Source organism: Streptomyces sp. NPDC031670 (assembly GCF_055580545.1).
The window spans coordinates 259,406-281,406 of the sequence record NZ_JBVILC010000004.1; the positions used below are offsets into that span (position 1 = coordinate 259,406).

Annotated in this window: 19 protein-coding genes; 10 read left to right on the forward strand and 9 right to left on the reverse strand. The window is 71.8% G+C overall.

What is annotated here, in order from left to right; all coding sequences use genetic code 11:
- The first annotated feature begins 60 nt into the window (after positions 1–60).
- On the forward strand, positions 61–1,569 hold the full coding sequence (proP, locus tag ACZ5ID_RS10685) for a glycine betaine/L-proline transporter ProP (RefSeq protein ID WP_468895717.1): 1,509 nt from the start codon (positions 61–63) through the stop codon (positions 1,567–1,569).
- A 99-nt stretch (positions 1,570–1,668) separates the two neighbouring features.
- Entirely contained in the window at positions 1,669–2,037 is a 369-nt protein-coding gene (locus tag ACZ5ID_RS10690) for a nuclear transport factor 2 family protein (protein ID WP_468895720.1), read from the forward strand.
- A gap of 70 nt (positions 2,038–2,107) precedes the next feature.
- On the opposite strand, the gene ACZ5ID_RS10695 is transcribed toward ACZ5ID_RS10690, so the two are convergent.
- Positions 2,108–2,749 carry an HhH-GDP family DNA glycosylase gene (locus ACZ5ID_RS10695; protein ID WP_468895723.1) on the reverse strand — a complete coding sequence of 214 codons (642 nt, stop codon included), beginning with the start codon at positions 2,747–2,749 and terminating at the stop codon, positions 2,108–2,110.
- 319 nt (positions 2,750–3,068) lie between these two features.
- Here ACZ5ID_RS10695 and ACZ5ID_RS10700 point away from each other — a divergent pair, with 319 nt between their 5' ends.
- Both ACZ5ID_RS10700 and thpR read left to right on the forward strand, forming a co-directional pair.
- Positions 3,069–3,917: an aldo/keto reductase gene (locus ACZ5ID_RS10700; RefSeq protein WP_468895726.1), complete on the forward strand. Its 849-nt coding sequence runs from the start codon at positions 3,069–3,071 to the stop codon at positions 3,915–3,917.
- A gap of 89 nt (positions 3,918–4,006) precedes the next feature.
- Complete coding sequence (gene thpR, locus ACZ5ID_RS10705; protein ID WP_468895729.1) at positions 4,007–4,600, forward strand: RNA 2',3'-cyclic phosphodiesterase; 594 nt, start codon at positions 4,007–4,009, stop codon at positions 4,598–4,600.
- Positions 4,601–4,922: 322 nt separating this feature from the next.
- Here the strand turns inward: thpR and ACZ5ID_RS10710 are convergent, their stop codons facing one another.
- A complete protein-coding gene (locus ACZ5ID_RS10710; protein WP_468895732.1) occupies positions 4,923–6,332 on the reverse strand; it encodes an aminopeptidase P family protein in 1,410 nt (469 codons plus the stop codon).
- Between the two features lie 138 nt (positions 6,333–6,470).
- Here ACZ5ID_RS10710 and ACZ5ID_RS10715 point away from each other — a divergent pair, with 138 nt between their 5' ends.
- Entirely contained in the window at positions 6,471–7,454 is a 984-nt protein-coding gene (locus ACZ5ID_RS10715; RefSeq protein WP_468895735.1) for a LuxR family transcriptional regulator, read from the forward strand.
- A 184-nt stretch (positions 7,455–7,638) separates the two neighbouring features.
- Here ACZ5ID_RS10715 and ACZ5ID_RS10720 read toward each other — a convergent pair whose 3' ends face one another.
- The 4 genes from ACZ5ID_RS10720 to ACZ5ID_RS10735 all read right to left on the reverse strand — a co-directional run bounded on the left by ACZ5ID_RS10720 (position 7,639) and on the right by ACZ5ID_RS10735 (position 12,553).
- Positions 7,639–7,956, reverse strand: a complete 318-nt coding sequence (locus tag ACZ5ID_RS10720; protein WP_468895738.1) for a hypothetical protein — start codon at positions 7,954–7,956, stop codon at positions 7,639–7,641.
- 125 nt (positions 7,957–8,081) lie between these two features.
- Positions 8,082–10,439, reverse strand: a complete 2,358-nt coding sequence (locus ACZ5ID_RS10725; RefSeq protein WP_468895741.1) for an Orn/Lys/Arg family decarboxylase — start codon at positions 10,437–10,439, stop codon at positions 8,082–8,084.
- Between the two features lie 514 nt (positions 10,440–10,953).
- Positions 10,954–11,685 carry an SDR family oxidoreductase gene (locus ACZ5ID_RS10730; RefSeq protein ID WP_468895744.1) on the reverse strand — a complete coding sequence of 244 codons (732 nt, stop codon included), beginning with the start codon at positions 11,683–11,685 and terminating at the stop codon, positions 10,954–10,956.
- 133 nt (positions 11,686–11,818) lie between these two features.
- On the reverse strand, positions 11,819–12,553 hold the full coding sequence (locus tag ACZ5ID_RS10735) for an SOS response-associated peptidase (RefSeq protein WP_468895747.1): 735 nt from the start codon (positions 12,551–12,553) through the stop codon (positions 11,819–11,821).
- Between the two features lie 119 nt (positions 12,554–12,672).
- On the opposite strand from ACZ5ID_RS10735, the gene ACZ5ID_RS10740 reads away from it, so the two are divergent.
- Entirely contained in the window at positions 12,673–13,128 is a 456-nt protein-coding gene (locus ACZ5ID_RS10740; RefSeq protein ID WP_468895750.1) for a MarR family winged helix-turn-helix transcriptional regulator, read from the forward strand.
- 36 nt (positions 13,129–13,164) lie between these two features.
- Here ACZ5ID_RS10740 and ACZ5ID_RS10745 read toward each other — a convergent pair whose 3' ends face one another.
- Positions 13,165–14,019: a dienelactone hydrolase family protein gene (locus tag ACZ5ID_RS10745; RefSeq protein WP_468895753.1), complete on the reverse strand. Its 855-nt coding sequence runs from the start codon at positions 14,017–14,019 to the stop codon at positions 13,165–13,167.
- 110 nt (positions 14,020–14,129) lie between these two features.
- On the opposite strand from ACZ5ID_RS10745, the gene ACZ5ID_RS10750 reads away from it, so the two are divergent.
- The 3 genes from ACZ5ID_RS10750 (at position 14,130) to ACZ5ID_RS10760 (ending at position 16,795) form a co-directional block, all read left to right on the forward strand.
- Positions 14,130–15,164, forward strand: coding sequence for a GlxA family transcriptional regulator (locus ACZ5ID_RS10750; RefSeq protein ID WP_468895756.1), 1,035 nt, complete (start codon positions 14,130–14,132; stop codon positions 15,162–15,164).
- Between the two features lie 44 nt (positions 15,165–15,208).
- The gene (leuE, locus tag ACZ5ID_RS10755; protein ID WP_468895759.1) at positions 15,209–15,868 is read left to right on the forward strand and encodes a leucine efflux protein LeuE; all 660 of its coding nucleotides are present in this window, start codon (positions 15,209–15,211) and stop codon (positions 15,866–15,868) included.
- 138 nt (positions 15,869–16,006) lie between these two features.
- Positions 16,007–16,795 (forward strand): HAD family acid phosphatase, encoded by a 789-nt coding sequence (locus ACZ5ID_RS10760; RefSeq protein WP_468895762.1) that lies wholly within the window; start codon positions 16,007–16,009, stop codon positions 16,793–16,795.
- Positions 16,796–16,866: 71 nt separating this feature from the next.
- Here ACZ5ID_RS10760 and rox read toward each other — a convergent pair whose 3' ends face one another.
- Positions 16,867–18,318: a rifampin monooxygenase gene (rox, locus tag ACZ5ID_RS10765; protein WP_468895765.1), complete on the reverse strand. Its 1,452-nt coding sequence runs from the start codon at positions 18,316–18,318 to the stop codon at positions 16,867–16,869.
- A gap of 246 nt (positions 18,319–18,564) precedes the next feature.
- Here rox and ACZ5ID_RS10770 point away from each other — a divergent pair, with 246 nt between their 5' ends.
- Positions 18,565–18,939 (forward strand): chaplin, encoded by a 375-nt coding sequence (locus tag ACZ5ID_RS10770; RefSeq protein WP_468895768.1) that lies wholly within the window; start codon positions 18,565–18,567, stop codon positions 18,937–18,939.
- Between the two features lie 25 nt (positions 18,940–18,964).
- Here ACZ5ID_RS10770 and ACZ5ID_RS10775 read toward each other — a convergent pair whose 3' ends face one another.
- A complete protein-coding gene (locus ACZ5ID_RS10775) occupies positions 18,965–21,793 on the reverse strand; it encodes a type 2 lanthipeptide synthetase LanM family protein (protein WP_468895771.1) in 2,829 nt (942 codons plus the stop codon).
- Between the last annotated feature and the right edge of the window lie 208 nt (positions 21,794–22,001).

Consider the following 22,001-nt stretch of genomic DNA (forward strand, 5'->3'; position numbering starts at 1 on the left):
ATGCCAGGACCCAATCGTCGTCCACCCGGACCAGGCCGGGGCCACGCGCGGACCGACCAGATGCTCCGCACCCTGCTCCGGCGCCGCAAGCGGTCGTTGAGCAGCGCTGACGTACTCGTCGCCGACCGGCCCAAGGTGCGCCGCGCGGTGACGGCGGCGGCCCTCGGCAACACCATGGAGTGGTTCGACTTCGGCGTCTACGCCTATCTGGCCAGCACCATGGGCAAGGTCTTCTTCCCGGCGAGCTCGCCGGGCGTCCAGGTCGTCTCGACCTTCGCGACCTTCGCCGCGGCGTTCCTGGTCCGGCCGCTCGGCGGGCTGGTGTTCGGCCCGCTCGGCGACCGGATCGGCCGGCAGAAGGTCCTCGCCGCGACGATGATCATGATGGCGGCGAGCACCTTCGCGGTGGGCTTCCTCCCGACGTACGCGGCGGTCGGGGTCGCCGCCCCCCTGCTCCTCCTCGTCTGCCGACTCGTCCAGGGTTTCTCGACGGGCGGCGAATACGCGGGGGCCACGACCTACATCGCGGAGTACGCGCCCGACCGGCGCCGGGGCTTCCTCGGCAGCTGGCTCGACTTCGGCACCTTCGTCGGTTATGCCCTGGGGTCCGGCCTGGTCACGGTCCTCACCGCCGTGCTCGGAACCGATGGGCTGGAGGACTGGGGGTGGCGCATCCCCTTCTTCGTCGCCGGACCGCTCGGCCTCATCGGCCTGTACATGCGGATGAAGCTCGAGGAGACCCCGGCCTTCAAGAAGGAGGCCGCCTACGCAGCCGCGGAGAGCGGGAACCCGACGGCCGAAGAGGCCCCTCCGACGGCGAAGGGAACCCTCAAGGAGATCTTCACCCGGCACTGGCACGCGGTGCTCATCTGTATGGGTCTCGTCCTGCTGTACAACGTCACCAACTACATGGTGACCTCCTACCTGCCCACCTACATGACCGTCGCCCTGGGCCAGGACGACACCACCGCGCAGTTGCTGGTGCTGTGCACCATGCTGCTCGTGGTCCTCACCATCACGACAGTGGGCCACACCTCGGACCGCTGGGGCCGCAGGCCCGTCTTCCTCGCGGGCAGTATCGCCCTGATCGTGCTGGCCGTACCGGCCTTCCTGCTCATCAGGGAGGGCGGCATCCTGCTCCCGGCCGTGGGCTGCGCGATCCTGGGCCTGCTGCTGGTCTGCTTCGCGGGCACGGCCGCCTCCACCCTGCCGGCCCTGTTCCCCACCCGGCTGCGGTACGGCGCCCTGTCCATCGCCTTCAACATCTCGGTGTCGCTCTTCGGCGGCACGACACCGCTGTTCGCCTCCGCGCTCGTGGAAGTGACGGGGAACGACCTGGTCCCGGCGTACTACCTGATGGTGGCCGGGCTCATCGGTCTCGTATCCACGCTGTTCCTGCACGAGACGGCGGGCAAACCGCTGCGCGGCTCCGGCCCGATGGTCGAAACCCCCGACGAGGCACAACGCGTCATCGCCCACAGCCGCACGGCGGCGGGCCGCCAGGCCCGGGACATCTGGATCCGGCTCCGCCACCCGTGGGCGCGACCGCCCGGCGAGCACCGCGACTGACCCCGGACGCCTGCGACGAGGACGCGACCTGCGGGCCCGGGTGGCACCGCTCGGACAATCGGCTGGAAACACGGCCGGCCCGGTATCTAGGGTTTGCGCATGACGGACGAGCGTGAGGAGGCCGCCGTACAGGCGGCCATCGACGGGGAGCTGAAGCTCCTCGACCCCGAGGTGCGTGCCTGCGCGGCGCGGGTGCTGGAGCTGCTCGACCCGGAGTTCACCGAGACCGGGGCGTCCGGGCGCCGCTGGGACAGGAGGACGGTCCTCGCGGCGACGGGGGACGGCACGGTGTCCCGGGAGGCCCCGGTCCACGTGGAGGAGATGTCCGGCGTCCTCCTCGCCCCGGGCGTCGTCCATCTGACGTACTTCACCGAGCACGCGGGCCGCCGGGCGTGGCGGAGTTCCCTGTGGCGCCGGACGGAGGCGGGCTGGCGCATGTACTTCCACCAGGGCACACCGGTGGGTTGACCCCTGGGCCGCAGGGGTCCGGCGACCCTCGGAGGGAAGCGCGGAGCGCTGGTGGGGTCCGGGCCCGGCCCTACCCCGTCTCGCGCAGGGCGTCCACGGCCCCCTTGGAGAGCTCCACCCGCACCAGCGCAGCCGCCAGCTTCGGCAGGTCCTCGGCCGGGACGAGTCCCGCCAGCTCCTCGGGCGTCCGGGGCAGCCCCAGCTCGCCGGCGGCGTGTCGCGCCCGGTCGTCGAAGGCGGGGCGCAGCTCGGGCCACACGCCCTGCGCCTCCCGGCAGAAGATGTCCGCGCCTACCGGACCGATCCGCGGAACCTCCCGCAGCAACTCGCGCACCCGGCCGGGATCACCGCCCGCCTCCTCGCGCAGCCGCCGCAGGTCACCGCCGTACCGGTCGAGAAGAAGCTCGGCGCCGGCGCCGAGCGCGGTGGCCGTGCTCTCGTCGTAGCGGCGGTAGTGCGCGCGGCCGAGCGCGTCCACCCGGTCCTGCCAGGAGGCGGCGAGCATCGCCTTGGGGGTACGCATCCCGGCTTCGAACAACTCGCGGGCCGCGGCCACCGCGATGTCCGCCTTGATCCGTACCGAGAACAGCACGCAGAGGGTCAGCAGCTGGTACAGCGGGGAAGGTGTGTCCCGCAGGTGGATGCCCGCCTCCTCCGCGTGGGTCCTTCCGTACTCCTGCAACAGGCGCTCGGCCGTGACTCGCGGTGCCATGGTGCTCCTTCCGCCGCAGTCGTGGGCCCCGGGGTCGGGGGCCGGCTCACTTCGGGGCGGGATACGGGCGCCCTCACGGAGGTGGAGCCGGGGGGGCGCGCTCAGGGTTCTCCGGTCGCGCGAGTACCCCTTCTCCCTCGCCGGTACACGCGCGGCACCCAAAGCCCCCTCGCGTCCCGGGCCGCCGGGCGCCGGGCCTCACCCGAACGGCCCATCCGGCTCGCCGCCGGGCGCTTCGCTCCGGCTGTCGTCGGTGCGAGGGGGCAGGCTGGGCAGCGTCAGCGCGTGCCCCCGGCCCTGTGTACGGAAGGACCCCGCCATGCAGAGCGTGACCCTGAACAACGGCGTCGAGATGCCGATCCTCGGCTTCGGCGTTTACCAGATCCCCGCCGAGGAGACCGAGCAGGCCGTCGGCGACGCCCTCGCCGCCGGTTACCGCTCCCTCGACACGGCGGCGGCCTACCGCAACGAGGAGGCCGTCGGGCGGGCCGTCAAGAGCAGTGGCCTCGCGCGCGAGGACCTGTTCGTCACCACCAAGCTATGGGTCTCCGACGCCGGGGAGGACAGGGCCAGGCGCGCCTTCGATGCCTCGTTGCGCAGGCTCGGCCTGGACTACGTCGACCTGTATCTGATCCACCAGCCCTACGGCGATGTCTACGGCTCCTGGCGGGCCATGGAGAGCCTGCACCGCGAGGGACTCGCCCGGGCCATCGGCGTGTCCAACTTCCACCCCGACCGGCTCGTGGACCTCATCGACCACAACGAGATCACTCCGGCGGTCAACCAGATCGAGACCCACCCCTTCCACCAGCGCATCGCCGACCAGAAGCTGATGCGCGAGCGGCGGGTCCAGATCGAGTCATGGGGGCCGTTCGCCGAGGGGCGCAACAACCTGTTCACCCACCCCGTACTCGTACGGATCGCCGCCGTACACGGCAAGTCCGTGGCCCAGGTCGTCCTGCGCTGGCTCATCCAGCGGGACGTCGTGGTCATCCCCAAGTCGGTCCGCGCCGAGCGCATGGCGGAGAACATCGACGTCTTCGGCTTCGAGCTCACCGCCGACCAGATGGCGGCCGTCGCCGCCCTGGACACCGGGTCCACGCTCTTCTTCGACCACCGCGACCCGGTGATGACCAGCCGGCTCGGCACCAGCACCCTCGACGACTGACGGGCGGAGGACCGAGGGCCCGCGCGCCCACCCGGACGGGGGCGGAGCCCGTTCTCCGTTCCCACGGCCGATGGTGTACGAAGTCATGCGTGACCGAACAGACCCCTCCCCCGACCGTCCGCGTGTTCATAGCGCTCGCCCCGCCCGACGACGCCAAGGCGGAGCTGGAGCGCGAACTGGTGTCCGCGTACTCCGCCTATCCCCGGCTGCGGTGGAACCGCGTCGAGGACTGGCACATCACTCTGGCGTTCCTGGGCGAGCTCCCGGCGGCGACGGTCCCGCTCCTCCAGCCGCCGCTGGCCGATCTGGCGGCGGCGCACCCGCCCCTGCGACTGGCGCTGCGCGGCGGCGGGCACTTCGACGAGCGGGTGCTGTGGAGCGGGATCGAGGGGGACCTCGACGGGCTGCGTCTGCTCACCAAGGAGGTCCGCGACGCGGTCCGGGCGTGCGGGGTGGCGTTCGAGGACCGGCCTCTGCGCCCCCATCTGACGCTGGCCCGCGCCCGCCGCGACGACACCTCCAGCGTGGTGGAGCTCGCCGCCGCGCTGGCCGGCTTCACCGGGCGGCCCTGGCACGCGGAACGTCTGCACCTGGTCGCCAGCAATGTCGGCCGGGGGCCCGGGCCGATCCACTACCGGGACATCGCGGCATGGCCTCTCGGTGCGGGACCGTCCGGACGGTGACAGGCGCGCGGGAGATGGATCGCGCCGGGGCGCGTACGCCCGGAGGGTTGACGGTGTGTCACCTTCTTGGTTTGGTCAAGCATTGAACTTCCTCGGCCGGGTGGCCTGATCCGGACGTCAGAGTGAGATGACCGGCGTCCGGCACGTCATCGCCGCCAGGTCCGGTCCTGGGGCAGCCGCTGACCACCACGGGCCGGTGCCGCCGCCACGGCGCCGGGGGCGAGGAGGCCGGTACCCCCGGGGACAGGGGTACCGGCCTCCGGGCCGCAGCCACGTCCGGAGCGGAGGCCCGGACCGGGCGGCGACCCGTGGGAGAGCCCGTTCAACCCGCGAGGCGCGCCATCCACTCCTCGACCTCGTCCGCCGACCGCGGCAGCCCCGCCGACAGGTTCTCGTGGCCGTCGGCCGTGACGAGGAGGTCGTCCTCGATGCGGACGCCGATGCCGCGCCACTCCTCGGGCACGGTCAGGTCGTCCGGCTGGAAGTACAGGCCGGGCTCGACGGTGAGCACCATGCCCGGCTCCAGGACGCCGTCGACGTACTCCTCGTTCCTGGCCTGCGCGCAGTCGTGGACGTCCAGACCGAGCATGTGCCCGGTGCCGGCCATGGTGAAGCGGCGCTGGAGGCCGAGTTCGTAGGCGCGCTCGGCCGGGCCCTCGATGAAGCCCCACTCGACGAGCCGGGCCGCCAGGTGGCGCTGGGACGCCTCGTGGAAGTCGCGGTACGCGGCGCCGGGCTTCACGGCTGCCATCCCCGCCTCCTGCGCCTCGTACACCGCGTCGTAGACCGTGCGCTGAAGCGGCGTGAAGGTGCCGCTGATGGGCAGCGTGCGGGTGACGTCGGCGGTGTAGAGGGTGTTCGTCTCCACACCGGCGTCGAGCAGCAGGAGGTCTCCCGGGCGGACCGGGCCGTCGTTATCGGTCCAGTGCATGATCGTGGCGTGCTCGCCCGCGGCGCAGATCGTGCCGTAACCGACGGCGTTGCCCTCCAGGCGCGCGCGGCGGAAGAACGTGCCCTCGATCCACCGCTCGGACGAGGCTATCGCCCGGGACAGCTCACCGATGACGTCGGTGAAGCCGCGCACGGTCGAGTCGACGGCCTTGCGCAGCTCCCCCACCTCCCAGTCGTCCTTGACCAGGCGCAGATCGCTGAGCGCCTCCTCCAGCTCCGCGTCGCGCTCCTCGTCGGTGGCGACGGCGGCTTCCAGGGCCGGGTCGATCCCGCGCACGATGCGGGTGGGCGCGCCGGAGGCGGCGAGGTCGTCGGCCGCGGTGCGGACGTCGCGGCAGGGCAGCCCGAGCACGACGGCGGACTCGGCCAGGGAGCGGCGCCGTCCCATCCACAGCTCCGCGGTGGAGCCGGTCCAGAACTCGTTGTCGTCCCTGCTGTCGCGGGGGAGCTGGAAGCAGTAGGCGTCGTGGCCGCCGTCCGCCCGGGGTTCGAGGACGAGCGCGCCGTCACGGGCCTGGTCCCCGGTCATGTGGACGTAACCGGTGTACGGGCGGAACGGGTAACTGTCGTCGTTGGAGCGGACCTTGAGGTTTCCCGAGGGGATCACCAGCCGCTCGCCCGGGAAGCGCGCGGAGAGCGCGGCGCGGCGGGTGGCCGCGTACGGGGCCTGCTCGTCGGGCCGCAGGTCGCGCCGTTCGGTGTCCGCCCACCCCGTCCGCATCAACGCGGACAGTTCCTCGGAGATCCCTGAGTAGAGACCGTTCTTCCGGCCTTTCGCCACGGCGTACACCTTCCTTGGGAGGGGCTTGTGGTGCGTTCTGCCTGGACGGTACTCCGCGCCGCGCGCGCCCGGTGCCCAGGAGCGCCACTGGCACGGATCGGCCATCGTCCCGGCCCACGCGGGCCGATAATGGGGCCCATGACGCACCCGAAACTCGGCGAGGCCCTGCGGCTCCTGGGCATCGATCCCTCGGCGGCCCGGGTCTATCTGGCCCTGCTGGAGCTGGCCCCGGCCCCGCTGAGCGCGATCGCGGCGGCGGCGGGCCTGGAGGGCGCGGATCTCACCGCCGCGTACGGCGAGCTGGTCGACGCCGGTCTCGCCAGCGCCGCCGCGGAGGGCGGGGACGTGGTGGCCCCGGTCCCGCCTGCCGCGGGGCTGGAGATCCTGGCCCGGCACCGGGCGGCGGAGGTCGAGGAGTCACGCATCGCCGTCGGCGGCGCCTTCGAGTCGTTCCGGCGCCAGCGGCTCGCCGCCTACAACGACCACCTCGTCGAGGTCGTCACCGGTGACGCCGTCGGCCCCCGGATGCGTCAGGCCTGGGCGAGCGCCCGTGAGCAGATCCGCCAGTTCGAGTCACCGCCGTACTTCCCCCTGTCGGGTGCCACCGACGACGCGCTGGCCACGCTCGCGCGCGGGGTGACGCAGCGCGTCGTGTACTCGCGGGCGTCCCTGGAGTACCCGGGCCATCTGAAGGAGGCCGTCGAGCCGTGCGTCAACGCCGGTGAGCAGGCCAGGGTGCTGCCGACGGTGCCGGTAAAGCTCGTGATCATCGACGAGGCCTACGCCCTGGTGTCGTTGTCCATCATGGAGGCCGACGTGCACAACTCCATGCTGGTCGTCCAGCCGTGCGGTCTGCTCTCCGCCCTCATCGCGCTGTTCGAACAGTCCTGGCAGAGCGCCCTGCCCTTCCACGGCAGCACCTCCCGCCCCGGCGGTCTGCCCCCCGCCGACCGCCGACTGCTGTGGCTGCTCGCGGGCGGCGCGGGCGACGACGTCATCGCCCGTGAACTGGGCCTCAGCCGCCGCACGCTCTTCCGCCGGCTCCAGGTCCTGATGGCCCGGCTGGGCGCGGCGAACCGCTTCCAGCTGGCGTTGCAGGCGCAGCGGCAGGGGTGGCTGTGACGCCCTACGGCAGCGCCTTGGTGTTCCGTCAGGTCCCGGCGCGGAGCGGGGCGTACACGCCGTGCGGGGCACCACCGGCCCCCGGGGTTCCCACGAGCGGCTGATGCCGGCCGCGAGGGCTTCTGTCCCCCGCGCGCCGGCAGCCGCCGCGATCAGCCCGGAGCGCCGCCCCGCCGCGCCCGGTTCAGAACTCGCGGTCGATGCCGGTGACGGCCGCGGGCCCCAGAGGGGCGTCGTCCTGCGCCAGTCCGGAGTCGCGCAGCGCGGCAGAGACCAGCTCCACGGCTTTGGTCTCGGCCTCGTCGCGCGTCGCGGCCTCCACCTCCAGCCGGACGGAGAACATGTTGCCGTCCTGGAGGGTGAGGAGGCTGAGGTCCTCGTTCTCCCCGAAGTCGGTGTTCGAGGGGTCCTGTGGACGCAGCTTGCGCTCCACCGCGGAACGCTGGTCGTCGGTGATGCCGTGGACGAACGTCCCCGGCACGGTGATGACGTAGTCGGTCATGGAAACTCCTGCCATGCAGGCCCCCGCGGTCGACGGGGGCATCCCCTTGGAATGCCCCGAGACGGCGATACCAACCACGCCCGTCGCCCACTCGGTCCCATCCTCACCGGGGGAGCCACGGCCACTCACCCTTCCGACCGACCCTCCTCCCGTACGCACTCGATCAGGTAGTCACCCGTATCCGGGTCGACGACCACGCCGTGGGCCTCGCTGTGGAAGCCGGGGAAGGCGCGGTCGAAGGCCTCCAGGGCGCCGAGGTAGCGCAGGACGGGGCCGTCGGGGGCGCCGAGGGCCTCTCCGGGCATCAGCACGGGGATGCCGGGCGGAGTGACCGTCACCATGGCGGCGGCCACCCGGCCCGAGGCCTGCGCCAGGGGCAGGCGTTCGGTGCCGCCGCGGATCAGCTGCTGGTAGCAGCGCTGGGGCGGGACGACCGGGCGCGGCAGGTCGCGGAAGGCCGTGTCCAGGGCGTCGATGAGGTCGGCGCGGGTGAGGTGTTCGTGCATCTCCTGACAGAGACCGCGCAGGGTGGTCCGCTCGTAGCGCTTCGGGTAGGCCTCGACGAGCCGGGGCAGCACCTGCCGCAGCGGGGTCTGCGCGTCGTGGAGCGCCTTGAAGTCCATCAGGGCGTCCATCAGGGTGCCCCACTTGCCCTTGGTGATGCCCATGGAGAAGAGGATGAGCGTGGTGTACGTGTCGGTCTTCTCCACGACGATGCCGCGCTCGGCGAGGTAGGCGGTCAGGATGCGTGCCGGGATGCCCCACGGTTCGCTGCGGCCCGTCGCCGAGACCCCGGGGCAGGTCAGCGTCACCTTGATCGGGTCCAGCATGCACTGACCCTCGCTCAGGCCGGGGAAACCGTGCCAGTCGGCGTCGGGTTCGAGCTCCCAGCAGCCGGGCTCACGGGCGAGCAGCGCCGGTGAGGCATCGGCGAACGATGTACGGGACCCGGTGTCCGGATCGACCACGGTCTCGGGCTGCCAGACGCCGAAGAACCAGCTGGGGCGGTCACCGGCGGCGGCGATACGGCGCCCGATACGTACGACGGCCTGCCTGAACCGGATGGCCTCGGTGACCGCCTCGTTGATCAGCCACTGCCCCTGCGGACCGTCCATCATCGCCGCGGCCACGTCCAGGGAGGCGATCGCGGGATAGAGCGGCGAGGTGGTCCCGTGCATCATGAACGCCTCGTTGAACCGGTCGTGTTCGACCGGGGCACGGGGAGACGACCGTACGTGCACCATCGCGGACTGGGAGAGCGCGGCCAGCAGCTTGTGGGTGGACTGGGTGGAGAAGACCGTGGGCCGTTCCCCGCCCTCGAAGGTGTCCGGGCCCACGGCCATACCGTACCGGCGGGCGTAGAGCGGGTGGAAGCGCGCGTACGCGAACCACGCCTCGTCGAAGTGGAGCCGCGGGGTGCTGGGCGCCAGGGCCCGCGCGGTCTGGACGGTGTCGTAACACAGCCCGTCGTACGTGGAGTTGGTGATCACCGCGTACTGGGCTTCGGGGGAGACCGCGTCCGGTGTCAGCGGGTGGGCTGCGATCCGTGCGGCGACCGCGTCCGCGGCGGTCTCGCTCGCGGGGAGGGGGCCCGCCAGGCCGTAGCCGTTGCGGGTCGGCACGAGATAGACCGGGCGCGCCCCGGAGATGACGAGACCGTGCAGCACCGACTTGTGGCAGTTGCGGTCCACGAGGGCGATCTCGTCGGTGGTGACGCAGTAGTGCCCGACCATGCGGTCCGCAGTGGAGTCGCCGTGCAGGACGAAGTACGTGCGGTCGGCGCCGAAGATCCGGGCGGCGTGGCGCTCCGCCTCGCCGATGGGTCCGTTGTGCTCGAAGAGGGAGCCCAGCTCCCCCACGGAGATGGAGAGGTCCGTACGGAACAGGCGCTCGCCGTAGTAGTCGAAGAACGCCCGGCCCACCGGTGACTTCAAGAAGGCCACACCGCCCGAGTGCGCAGGGGTGTGCCAGGAGTATTCGTGTGCGTCGTCGAAACGCCGGAGCGCTTTGAAGAAGGGCGGAAGCACCGCGTCGCCGTAGGCGTGCGCCGCGTGGGCCACCCGGCCGGCGATGAAGGAGGGGGTGTCCTCCAGCGGCCAGATGTACCCGACGACGGTCTCCGCCACCCACAGCGGCAGTTGCTCCAGGCCGTGGTCGGAGTCCTCCGGCATGACGACGAAGACCGGCAGGTCCTTGAACCGCCGGGAGATCTGCCGCAGGGCGGCGGCGCCGCCCGTCTCCGCGCCCTGTGTGTCGGCGTCGGCGGGCTTCCCGTTCGCGGACGGCAGCTCCCACGCCACCACGGCCGCGGTGAGACCCGCCTCGGTCCGCAGGGCCGCACAGGCGGCCTCCGCGGTCCGCGCCCAGCGCACTTCCAGGCCGCGGTTCTCCAGCTCCTTGCCGATCCGCCGCAGTTGCTCCGCCCCCGCTCCCCCGCCGAGGGGATCTTCGCGCAAGGCCAGCAGGACACTACCGTTCGCCATGACCATCTCCACCCACGTCGCGCGGACAACTCAGGTGGCAAGCATCCTGCGTCCGGAGGAGGGCAGGCGGAGGGCGACGCTAAACCACCCGTATGAGTACAGGCAGGTGGATGTCGGCGTCCCGGGCGCCCGGGCCCCGCCGCCCCGAGGGGCATCAGAAGCGGTTCCAGCGGCCATACCCTGGGCGCCGGCCCGGAGTTGAGCTGGAGCAGCACGATCAGTCCGACCCTCAGATACGTACTGAAGACGCCGAGCAGCACCGAGACGGCGTACAGGATCCGGGCGATCACGATGCGCCGTTCGGCCGCCGCCCGCATCACGTGGGTGAACGCACCGTCGCCCTCGCCGTGGGCGAAGAGATCGGCCCGTGCCGCGTACCGCGGGCTCGCCGGCAACAGCATTTCGAGCAGGAGCAGATGGAGCCAGTACACCAGCAGCGCCAGGCGGAGGGCCGGGTACTCGGCGAGCGGGGCGGTCGAGGTTTCCCACGACTCGCCCCCCGTGCGCCCGTGAATCAGTGGACCTGACCGGACGGACGGACCACCACGCTGTTGACCTCCACCCCCGCCGGCCGGCCGAGCGCCCAGGTGATGGCGTCGGCGACGTTCTCCGCCGTCATCACCGGGCCCTGCGGGGCGGCTCCCTGCGGATGGCCGCTCCAGAAGGGGGTGTCGACGCGTCCGGGGGCGATCAGGGTGACACCGACCCCGGCACCGGTGACCAGGACGCGGGTGTTCTCGGCGAGGGAGGTGAGGGCGCTCTTGCTGACCGAGTACATGTTGCCCGGGGTGTTCTTGATACCCGCGGTGCTGCCCACCAGGACGATCCGGCCCCCGGTGGCGGTGAGTTCCGGGAGGGCCGCCTTCACCAGGAGGGCGGGGCCGAGGACGTTCACGAGAAGCATCTCGCGCCACTGTTCGGGATCGCCGTCGGCGAGGTTGTCGTGGGTGGAGAAACCGGCGTTGGCGACGACGCGGTCGAGCCGCCCGAACGCCTTGACCGTCGCCTCGACCGCCGCCTGTACCGCGGCATAGTCGGTGGTGTCGGCGGCCACGGCCAACAGGGCGTCCCCGGCCCCGAGTTCGGCGGCGAAAGCGTCAAGCTTTACCTGATCGCGACCGGTGACGGCGACCCGGTGGCCCTCGGCCAGAAGCCGCCGCACGGTCGCCGCCCCGATCCCGCTCGCCCCGCCGGTGACGAGGGTGACCGGACCGTCACCGTTGACGACCTGTTGACCGCTGCTCATAACTCCCCCTGGAACCAAGCCGATGATCAGCGACTGTCCTATCACGCACCCTGCCGCACCGCACCCGGATTCCCCACCACGGACGGCCCGTTCCGGCCGGCCCCCGACAGGGCCGTCTCCGTCCGCACCCCCGTCACCCCTCCAGCAGCTCCGGCCCATTGTTGCGCACGTTGTTCACCGCCGGGGAGACCGGTCGGGCGTCCAGGTGGCCGCCTGCCGGGCGGTCCAGCAGGGCGCGCAGTTCGTCCGGGTCGTGGTGGTGGGGGTCGAGCCAGGCGTCGTAGTGGTCCTCGGTCAGCGCCAGGGGCATGCGCGGGTGTACGCGGCCGGCCGCGTCGGTGGCCTCGGTGGTGATGATGGTGCAGGTCACCACCCACGCACCCGGGTCGTCGTCGTGCTTGACGGAACGGTCGCGCCAGTACGCGTACAGCCCGGCCAGCGCCATCACCCGGTCGTCCTCGGGATGGATGAAGTACGGCTGCTTACGGGGTTTGCCGGTGGCCGGGTCCTTCTCCTGCTGCCACTCGTAGAAACCGTCGGCGGGCAGCAGACAGCGGTGCTTGAGGAACTCGCGGCGGAAGGCGGGCTTCTCGTGCACGGTCTCCACCCGGGCGTTGATCATGCGGGCGCCGGCCTTCACGTCCTTCGCCCACGGTGGCACCAGGCCCCAGCGCAACGGCCGCAACTGCCGACCCGCCGGTCCGGCGTCGTCGTGCCCGCGCGCGGTGCGCTCCAGGACGGCCCACACCTCGTCGGTCGGCGCGACGTTCCAGCTCGGGGCCAGGCGCTCCTCCGTACGCCAGTCGGTGACGCGGAAGAGGCGGACCAGGTCCTCGGGGCTACGGGTGGAGACGTAACGGCCGCACATGAAACCACTGTGCCACCGGCGGCGCGGAAAACGCGGGACGCGGCGTCGGCGGCTGCCGGTGGCTCGCGGCCGGGAGGGAGAGTTGACCTCATGCCCGCTTGAGGTTTTACGGTCACCGCATGACGATCAAGGAGTACCCCCAGGACACACTTGCCGCCCAGCCGATCGGCTACTGGAGCAGAGAGGCCGCGGGCCTGGTCACCGATGGTCTGCGCGCCGCACTCGCCGTGGAGGACCTCACCCAGCCGCACTGGTGGGCCCTCAACCACATAGCCGGTGCACCCGGGCACTGGACCCGGTCCTCGCTCACCGCAAAGCTGACCCCGTTCGACGACCAGCACACCGACTTCGACGCCGTCTTCACCGACCTCGCCTCCCGTGGCTGGATCGCGGAGACCGACGGCACGCTGGTGCTTACCGAGGCGGGTGAGGCGGGGCGCCTGCGGGCCCACGACCGTAACGCCGAGGTGCACACACGGATGCGGACGGGCATCGACGACGCCGCCTACGCGGCGACCATCGACGTCCTGCGCCGCGTCGTCGCCAACCTCGGCGGCAACGGCGATCTGCCCTAGAGCGCTTCTTGCCGACACGTCCCAGCGGCCGGCCGGTCAGGGTGTCCGGGCGTCGGCCCCTTCTCCGGGTGGGTTCAGCCGTTCGGCCAGGAACGCGAGGATCTCGTCCCGGGCCTGCACCGTGGGGTGCCCGGCCTCGTCCACGAGGTGGGCGGTGACGACACTGTGCGGGGTGGCGACCACGTCGGCGAAGAACGGCGGCGGGTCGGTGCGGGCGCAACCGCCGTCCAGGACACGGCCGTCGAAGGCGTCGCCGAGGAGTTTGCGGTAGGCGGCGAAACGCCGGCCGGTGCACCAGCGGTCGTTGTCGAAGCGGTAGGCGAGAACCTTGAGTCCGTCGCGGGCTACGCGGTCGCGGACCGCTGCCGCGTCCTCCTCACCGATCTCCAGCCCGGCGGGATCGTCCAGCGGCAGCGAGGGGTGGTTGAGGACCGGCGCCACGACGGACGGCTCCAGCGCCATGGTGAGCGCGAAGTTGCCGGTGAAGCAGAGTCCGATCGCACCGACTCCCGGGCCGCCGCATTCGGCGTGCGCGAGGCGTGCGAGCCCGCGCAGCCAGGCGGTGACGGGGCTGGTGCCGCCGCCGGCGAACGCGCGGAACTCGGCGCTGACGCATGCGCGTCGTACGACCTCGGTCCCGGCGTCGGCCGTGGGGTAGGCGCCGTCCACCCCGAACAGCGAGGGGACGTGGACGGTGAAGCCCGCCTCCCGTATCCACCGCGCCAGCCGCAGGACGTCGGGGCTGATGCCGGGCATCTCCGGCATCAGCACGACGGCCGGCCCGGCCCCGGCCACGTACACCGTCTTCGCCACTCCCTCGATCTCCACGAGCCGACGGGAGAAATCCTCGATCGCGTCGTCGTCAGGGCGTCGTTCGTTGGCAGCACTCATGGCGGCAAGCCTGCCCGCGTGTGCCCGTGCGCGAGGAGGGGCCGGATCGCCATGCACGAAGGTAATCTCGCCATGGGCTGCGATGGGCATCCCATGGGGAGGAGGTGGGCGTGAGCGCTTTGCGTGTGGGGGTTCTGGCCTATCCGGGGTGTTTCGCCTCCGAGGTGTTCGGCGTGCCCGATCTGCTGACGATGGCCTCGCACGTCGCCGGGCCGGGCCACGCCGGGTACGAGGTGTCCGTCGTCTCCCCCCGCCGTCGCGTCACGGCGTCGGGCGGCGCGGCCTTGGGCGTCGCTCCGCTGCGCGAGGTCGACGTCCTCGTCGTGCCGGGCTTCGAGCTCGTGCCGGGCCTCGACCTGGACACCGTCCTCGCCCCGCTCGCCCCGGAGATCGCCGCGATCCGCTCCCACGGCGCCACGGGCCGTGCCGTGGTGTCGATCTGCGTCGGCGCGTTCCTGCTCGCCGAGGCGGGACTCCTGGACCGGCGCCGGGCGACGACGTCATGGCTCTTCGCGGACGAACTGTCCCAGCGCTGCCCCGGCGCCGATGTCCGGCCCGACCAGCTGGTCGTCACCGACGAGGGGGTGACGACGACGGCCGCCTTCAGCGCCATGTACGACTTCGCGCTGGACCTGATCCGCCGGCACAGCGGCGCGGGCGTGGCACGGACGACCGCGCGGATCGCCCTCGTCGACGACGCGCGTACGTCACAGACCCCCTATGTCGACGCGCGACTGCTGCCGCGCCCCGGCGACGAGTTCTCCCACCGGGTGATGCGGCACCTCGACCAGGCCCTCGCCTCCCGTTACGACCTCACCGCGCTGTCGGACGCCTTCAACGTCAGCACCCGGACCCTGCTGCGGCGCTTCGCCGAGGAGACGGGCCGGAGCCCGCTGGAGTATCTGCAGTCCGCGCGCGTCCGACGCGCCCGCCACCTCCTGGAGACCACGGACCGTACCGTCGCCGGTATCTCCTCGGCGGTCGGCTACCGGGACTCCGCGACGTTCGCGGCCCTGTTCGCGCGGCACACCGGGCGGCGTCCCAGGGACTACCGCGCGGCCTTCCGACGGACGGCGCCGGCTGAACGGCCCGGGGAGGCATCCGCTGCGACGCATGAGGGAGCGGCGCCCGGCGCCGCATCGTGAAACACCCCCGCCCCACCTCGCACCGGTGTGCGACACTCCCCCGCATGCTGGGTGTAACCGATCTTCCGACATACCTCGTGGGCCTGGTGCTGATCATTCTGGCGCCGGGGCCCAACTCCCTGTACGTGCTCTCCGTCGCGGCCCGGCGCGGTGTGCGTACGGGGTACGTCGCCGCCGCCGGGGTGTGGACCGGGGACACGGTCCTGATGACGCTCTCCGCGCTCGGGGCCGCTTCGCTGCTCCAGACGACGCCGCTGCTCTTCGCCGTCGTCAAGTACGCCGGTGCCGGGTATCTGTCCTGGATGGCGCTCGGCATGCTGCGCCAGGCCCTCGGCATGTGGCGCGACCGCCACACGGTGGCCGAGCCCGGCGCGGCCGACGAACTCCAGCAGGGGGCGGGCGTCGAGCGGCCCTATCGGCGCGCGCTGGTGCTCAGCCTCTTCAACCCCAAGGCGATCCTGTTCCTGATCTCCTTCTTCGTGCAGTTCGTGGACCCGGGGTACGCCTATCCGGCGCTGTCGTTCCTGGTGCTCGGCACCCTGCTCCAACTGGCGAGCTTCCTGTATCTGTCCACGCTGATATTCAGCGGGACCCGGCTGGCCGCCGCCTTCCGCCGCCGCAAGCGGCTCTCGGCGGGCGCCACATCGGCTGCGGGCGTCCTCTTCCTCGGCTTCGCCGCGAAGCTGTCGCTCAGCGGGGTGTGAGCCTCTCCCCCTGCGCCCCCTCCGAACAGCAGCGCATGGGTGGGCCCGTCGCAACGGGCCCACCCTTTCGTTACCCGCCGGTAAAAAATTGATCAAACACCCTGGTGGAACCCTGTGTGATGCGCGTAGACCTTGCCCATGCGCACTGTCACCAAGACCGCGGCAACCGTCGCCGCCCTCGCCGTCACCGGCGCCGCCTTCTACGGCGCCGGCGCGGCCACCGCCGGGAACAGCACGCCGAAGAGCGACAAGGAGATCCCCAACATCACCAAGGTCGAGGACAGGATCAACGCCTACTACGGCGGTGCTCCCGACTCGACCGGCGCCTACCAGGCCTCCCCCACCAGCAACTACGCCAAGCAGGTCGCCTCGATCGAGGCCCGTGCCAAGCGCCGGATCAGCCAGGCCGCCGAACACCCCGGCCACGACGGCCGCAAGCCCGCGATCGTCCTCGACGTCGACGACACGACCCTGCTGACGTACGACTACGAGAAGAAGAACGGCTTCGCGTACAACGCCGCCGCCTTCAACGCGTACGTCCAGAGCGCGCGGTCCATAGCCGTCTTCGGGATGCCCGACCTGGTCAACTACGCGGCCAAGAAGGGCGTCACCGTCTTCTTCCTCACCGGCCGCGACGCCTCGCAGCGCGAGGCGAGCGCCGCCAACCTCACCTCGGCGGGCTATGGCGTACCGGTCGACAGCGCGCACTTCTTCCTCAAGGACAAGGTCAATCCCCCGGCCTACCTGAGCTGCGCCAAGCCCACCTGGACCTGCTCCACGGTCGACTACAAGGCGGGCACCCGCCGGCACATCGAGAGCCTCGGCTACCGGATCGTCGCCAACCTGGGCGACCAGTACACCGACCTCGCGGGCGGCCACGCCGACCAGACGTACAAGATCCCCAATCCCATGTACTTCCTGCCGTGAGCGGACCGGCCGGGGTGCGCGCTGTCACACCGCGCACCCCGGCCGCCAGTCGGCCGCAGCCAGGCGGCGGGTCACCGGGCGGGTTCACAGTCGGCCACCGCCGACGCGCCGAACCAGGTGGGCAAGTGGGCGAGCAGATCCCTGCGATCGTCGCCGACCCACGCCACATGGCCGTCCGGCCGCAGCAGTACGGCGGGCACGTCCAGTTCCGCGCCGGCGTCGACGACGTGATCCACCCGATTCGACCAGCCCTCCACCGAGAGTGAACCGGTCCGGTCGAGCAGCAGACCGCGGCCCCCGCGCAGCAACTCGTACAGACGCCCCTTCGTCAGCCGTACGTCCCGCAGCCGCCTGCCGAGGAGTGCGTGGCCCTCACCGAAGTCGTAGGCGACGTCGACCGCGGTGATCATTCCGGTCACGTACCGGTTCACCTCCTCGAAGTCCATCAGCTTCGCGAAGAGGTTCCGCAGCGCGGTCGCGCCGGCGTCGGTGCCGAGGAGCGTGATCTGCGCGCGGGTGTTCTCCAGCACGGCGGCGCCGACCGGGTGCCGCTCGGTGTGGTAGCTGTCGAGGAGCGTTCCGGGCGCCCAGCCGTTGACGGCGGCGGCCAGCTTCCAGCCGAGGTTGAACGCGTCCTGCACCCCCAGGTTCATCCCCTGACCACCGGTGGGCGGGTGGATGTGCGCCGCGTCCCCGGCGAGGAACACCCGGCCGGCCCGGTAACGCTCCGCCTGCCGGGTGGCGTCCCCGAACCGCGAGAGCCACCGCGGCGAGTGCACACCGAAGTCGGTTCCCGCGTACGCGCGCAACTGCTGCTTGAAGTCGTCGAGGGTCGGCTCGGCCGCGCGGTCCTCAGCGATCCCGTCGGCAGGCACGACGACACGGCACACACCCGCGGCGTCGGGAGGGCCCACGGCGAACCGGACCTGCGTCCGATTGACCTCCTTGACGGCGGCGGCGACCGCGGCGGGGTCCTCCGCCACCTCCATCTGGCCCAGCAGGGTCTCGACCTTGGCCGGTTCGCCGGGGAAGGCGACACCGAGCAGTCCGCGCACGGTGCTGCGGCCCCCGTCGCACCCCACGAGGTAGCGCGAGCGCACCCGCGTGCCGTCCGCCAGCTCGACATCCACCCCGTGCTCGTCCTGGTTCAGCCCGACCACTTCGCAGCCGCGCCGGATCTCGGCACCGAGTTCCAGGGCACGCTCGGTGAGCAGCCGCTCGGTGACCGGCTGCGGGGTGGCGACGCCGTACGGGTGGGCCGTGTCCAACCCCTCCGGCCACGCCTTCACCACACCGCCGAACAGACCACCCGCCTGGAACTTCTCACTGACCGCGAGGAACCGGTCCAGCAGGCCGCGCTGGTCCATCACCTCGACGCTGCGGGCGTGCAGGCCCTGCCCGCGCGACTGCTCGGTGGGCTCGGTCAGTTTCTCCAGTACGGCCACGCGCACTCCGTGCAGCCGCAGTTCACAGGCGAGCATCAAGCCGGTCGGTCCCCCGCCGGCGACGATCACGTCGATCATGAATGTTTCCCGTTTCCGCAGGTCCTGGCATCGGCATGCGAGTCTGCCGCATGGCGGGGGCCTTGCCGCAAGCCCCCCGGTGCGCTATACCTTGAGAGTGGCAAGGAGCGGATGAGCTCCTTGCCTTCGTCGTTTCCCGCGGTCTCGTCCTCCCCGTTCCGCCTCGGCTGCCGGCCGCTTCGGGCAAGCGAGTGAACCGTCTGATCCCGGCGCGCGGGATCGTATTCCAACGGTTTTCATGTCCATATGACCAACACCAAGAAGTACCTGCTCGCCGCTCTTGTCGGCACTGCCCTGACCCTCGGTTCCGCCGCTCCCGCCATGGCCGACCACGGCCCGGGCCACGGCCACGGTTACGGCGGCCACGGCTCCTACGGCGACCGCGACCACGGTGACCGCGACCACCGTGAGCACGGTGACCGCGACCGCAACGACCGGGACCGCGGTGACCGTGACCGCTGGGACAATTACCGCGGTGACTCCCGCGGCGGGGAGTGCACCAACCATGGCAGCGCCTATGCCGAGGGGTACGTCGCCAACTCCCCCGGAGTCCTCTCCGGCAACCTGATCCAGGTCGTCATCGACGCGCCCATCAACATCTGCGGCAACAGGATCGGCTGACCGTCCGAGCCTTCCAACGCCCCCTTCAGTCCAGGAGAAGGGGATTGGGCAGGGCGGCCTCGGGGTGCATCCGCAGCAGGGTGTGGAGCACCCCGGACAGCCCCGACATCAGGCTCGGCGAGAAGGCCTCGCGGGCCAAACCACCCACCGGCCCGCGCTGTTCGAGGCCGCTGAGTATCTCGCCGTCGAGGTCATCGGCGTCACCGGCACCCATGGACGTCAGGAACTCCCACAGCCCCAGGTCGCCGTGGCACAACGTGTGGCTCCAGCCGAAGCCCTCGGCGGCGCAGGCCTGTGCGGCGCGCCGGGCCATGTCCAGGTGGGCGGGGTCGCCCGTACGCCGGTGCAGGTCGAGCATGCCGACGCCGATCCCCGCGCTCCCGTGGCACCAGCTGGTGAAGAAGTCCTCCTCGGCGCCGACGCGCACATCGAGCCAGTTGCCCTGCTCGGGCCGGTAGAGCGACTCCTGGAAGGCGAAGGCACGTTCACCGAGACGGGCCCACTCGCGGCGTTCGGCCGCGGAGCCCGCGTCGCTCAGGGCCAGCCGGGTCAGCGCCCAGCCGATGCCGGTCGCACCGTGCGCGAAGCCGCCGATGCCCTCGGGGTTGAGCCGGGTCGTCCAGCGCGCCCCCTCGGCGTCGACACCGGCGAGCCCGGACAGCCGACGGCCGATGCGCGCGGCGGCGTCGAGCCAGCGGTCCTGCCCGGTCGCCTCCGCCAGGTTGAGCAGCGGAACGACTCCCCCGGCCGCCCCGTTGAGCAGATCCACCTCCACGTCGTCCTCGACCAGCGGCCCCCGCGCGAGCAGCAGCGCCCGCTGCGCCGCCCGCTCCAGCAACCACCCGTCACCGAGCACCCGGTGCAGCGCCAGCCACGTCCACACCTGCGAAGCCGCCCCGCTGAACGCGCCGGCCGAAGGTGTCGGCGTGCGGTCCTCGGTGCCGATGAGCACCCGCAGCGCGCCCTCGAACGCCTCGGACACGCCGGGCACTTCGTCCGCCCGCCCGGCCCGCGCCTCGGTGACGTACTCCGCGAGCGTCAGCGCCACACCCCCCTGCCCGGTGTACAGGTCGGCGGGCAGCACCCTGATGGACCATCCGGCCGGCGTGAAGACCGGGCTGATCCAGGTGACCGTGCCGTCCTCGCCGCGCACCGCGCCGTCGCACAGCCGGCGCACCATCTGGGTGGCCAGGGCGCGGCGGCGCCGCTCCCGGTCCCGGGCGTGCGGGTCCCGGGCGGCGGCCTGGACCCGCTGGGGCAGTGAACGCTCGTTGAGGTAGGCCCCCACCAGCGCGTCCTGGATCACCGCCTCCTCCAGGGGCAGATCGGCGGTGCGCCAGTCCTCGACCGTGGCGTGTACGACGGCCGCGTCCACCACGAAGGTGGACATCGGGACGTCCCCGGCCAGCAGGTCCGCTATCTCGCCGTCGATCGCCGCGCGGTCGGTGGGGGCGCCGGGCAGCACCTCCGCGTTGCGCCGCAGGATGTCGCGGGCACGCTCGACGGCCGCCGCCTCGTCGTGCAACGACGCGGGGTGCCACAGCATCCGGCCGATGTCGACGTACGCCTGTGTCGGCCGCAGGATCCGCCGCACCTGAGCACCCTCGAAGCGGCGCAGCATCCGGTACGGGTCGGTGCCCGGCCGACGCAGTCGCGCGGTCATCTCGCGGAAGCCCGCCAGGACGCGGTCCCAGTACGCGCTGAGCACCGGGGTGGGGCTGGGGTGGTTGCCCGCGGTGGGCATGGCCACCAGGTCCACTTCGAAGCGGGCCGCGGCGGTGCCGCCGTCCGCGATCACGGGGTTGGGGATCAGTGGCTGCTGACCGGGCAGCGCCCCGACCCCGGAGATGTCCACACCGCCCAGTGCGAAGCCGGTGCCGCGTACGGGCAGCAGTCCGGTGCGCAGCACCGTACGGCGGATGGCCGCCGCCGCCACGTCCACCGCGTCGCCCCGACCGCTCGCCGGGAAGGGGGCGGGGGCGTCGAAGAGCGTCTCCGCGTCCACGATCACCGGCACCGGGCCCGCCGCGATCATGTTCTCGGCGTGCATGTCGGTGCCGCCGGTGAAGCGCAGGACGGCCAGCCAGTGCCCGACGTTGCGGTAGAACGTGGCGAGTTCGACGTCGTCCGCGCAGTAGCGGTGGCGTACGAACTCGGCCCAGCCGTAGCCGTCGCGCACCAGCGTCCGGGGGACCCGGATACGTTCATCGGGTCGGGGCGCGTCGGGGAAGTCCGCGAACACGTCCTCCAGCAGCTCGCCCAGAGCCACATCCACCTGCGAGGGACGGGGCTTGTACATGACGGTGCCGCCGTCGAAGTCGACCCGGCTGACCGTCAGACCGCCCCGGTGGGTGTCGCCCTCCCCGAAGACGACCGCCCGTATCTCCCCCGCGGGCGCGCCCAGGAGCGGCCCCAGCAGTTCACGGTCGGCTGCCAGCCGTGCGGCGAAACCGGCCGTGGCCGTCACCGACAGCCGCGCCACCGACGTGATCCGCCTTCCGAGCGTGGGGTAGCGGTCGACCAGCCGGCCGAGGTAGTCCTCGTCCTCGGCCTGCTCGATGAAGGCTGACCAGGTCGCCGTGTCGTCTCCCGTGTCGTCTTTGAGGCGTCCGCCGCTTTCCGCCATGCGCAGGGCGTGCAGTTCGATCAGGAACAGCCGGGACAGCTTCGCGTGCAGGGAGCCGAGCAGGGCGGTGTGGCCCGCCTCCAGCACCACGTCGCGCTCGGCACTCGCCAGGGCGTCCACGGCGGCCAGCCGCCGGGCCAGCTCCTCGCGCCATGGCCGGGCGATGCTGCGTACCGGGCGGACGAACCACTCCGCCTCGTCCTTCTTCTCCGGCGCCGATCGGTCCAAGGCCCGCCCCTTCCCCATCCGTCACACGTCGGCGCCGTCGAGGCGCCCCACCCGTTGCTCCACCACGTGCTCCACGCGGCGTGGGGAACCGCGCGACCAGCCCCGGCCCGTAACGCGCCGCGGCATGGTGAGCGGTTCCCCACCCGTCTTACTTTCCTTGATTCCGTACGCTGTTTCCGTACGTTTCTGTCCACGAGCGTCACCCGGC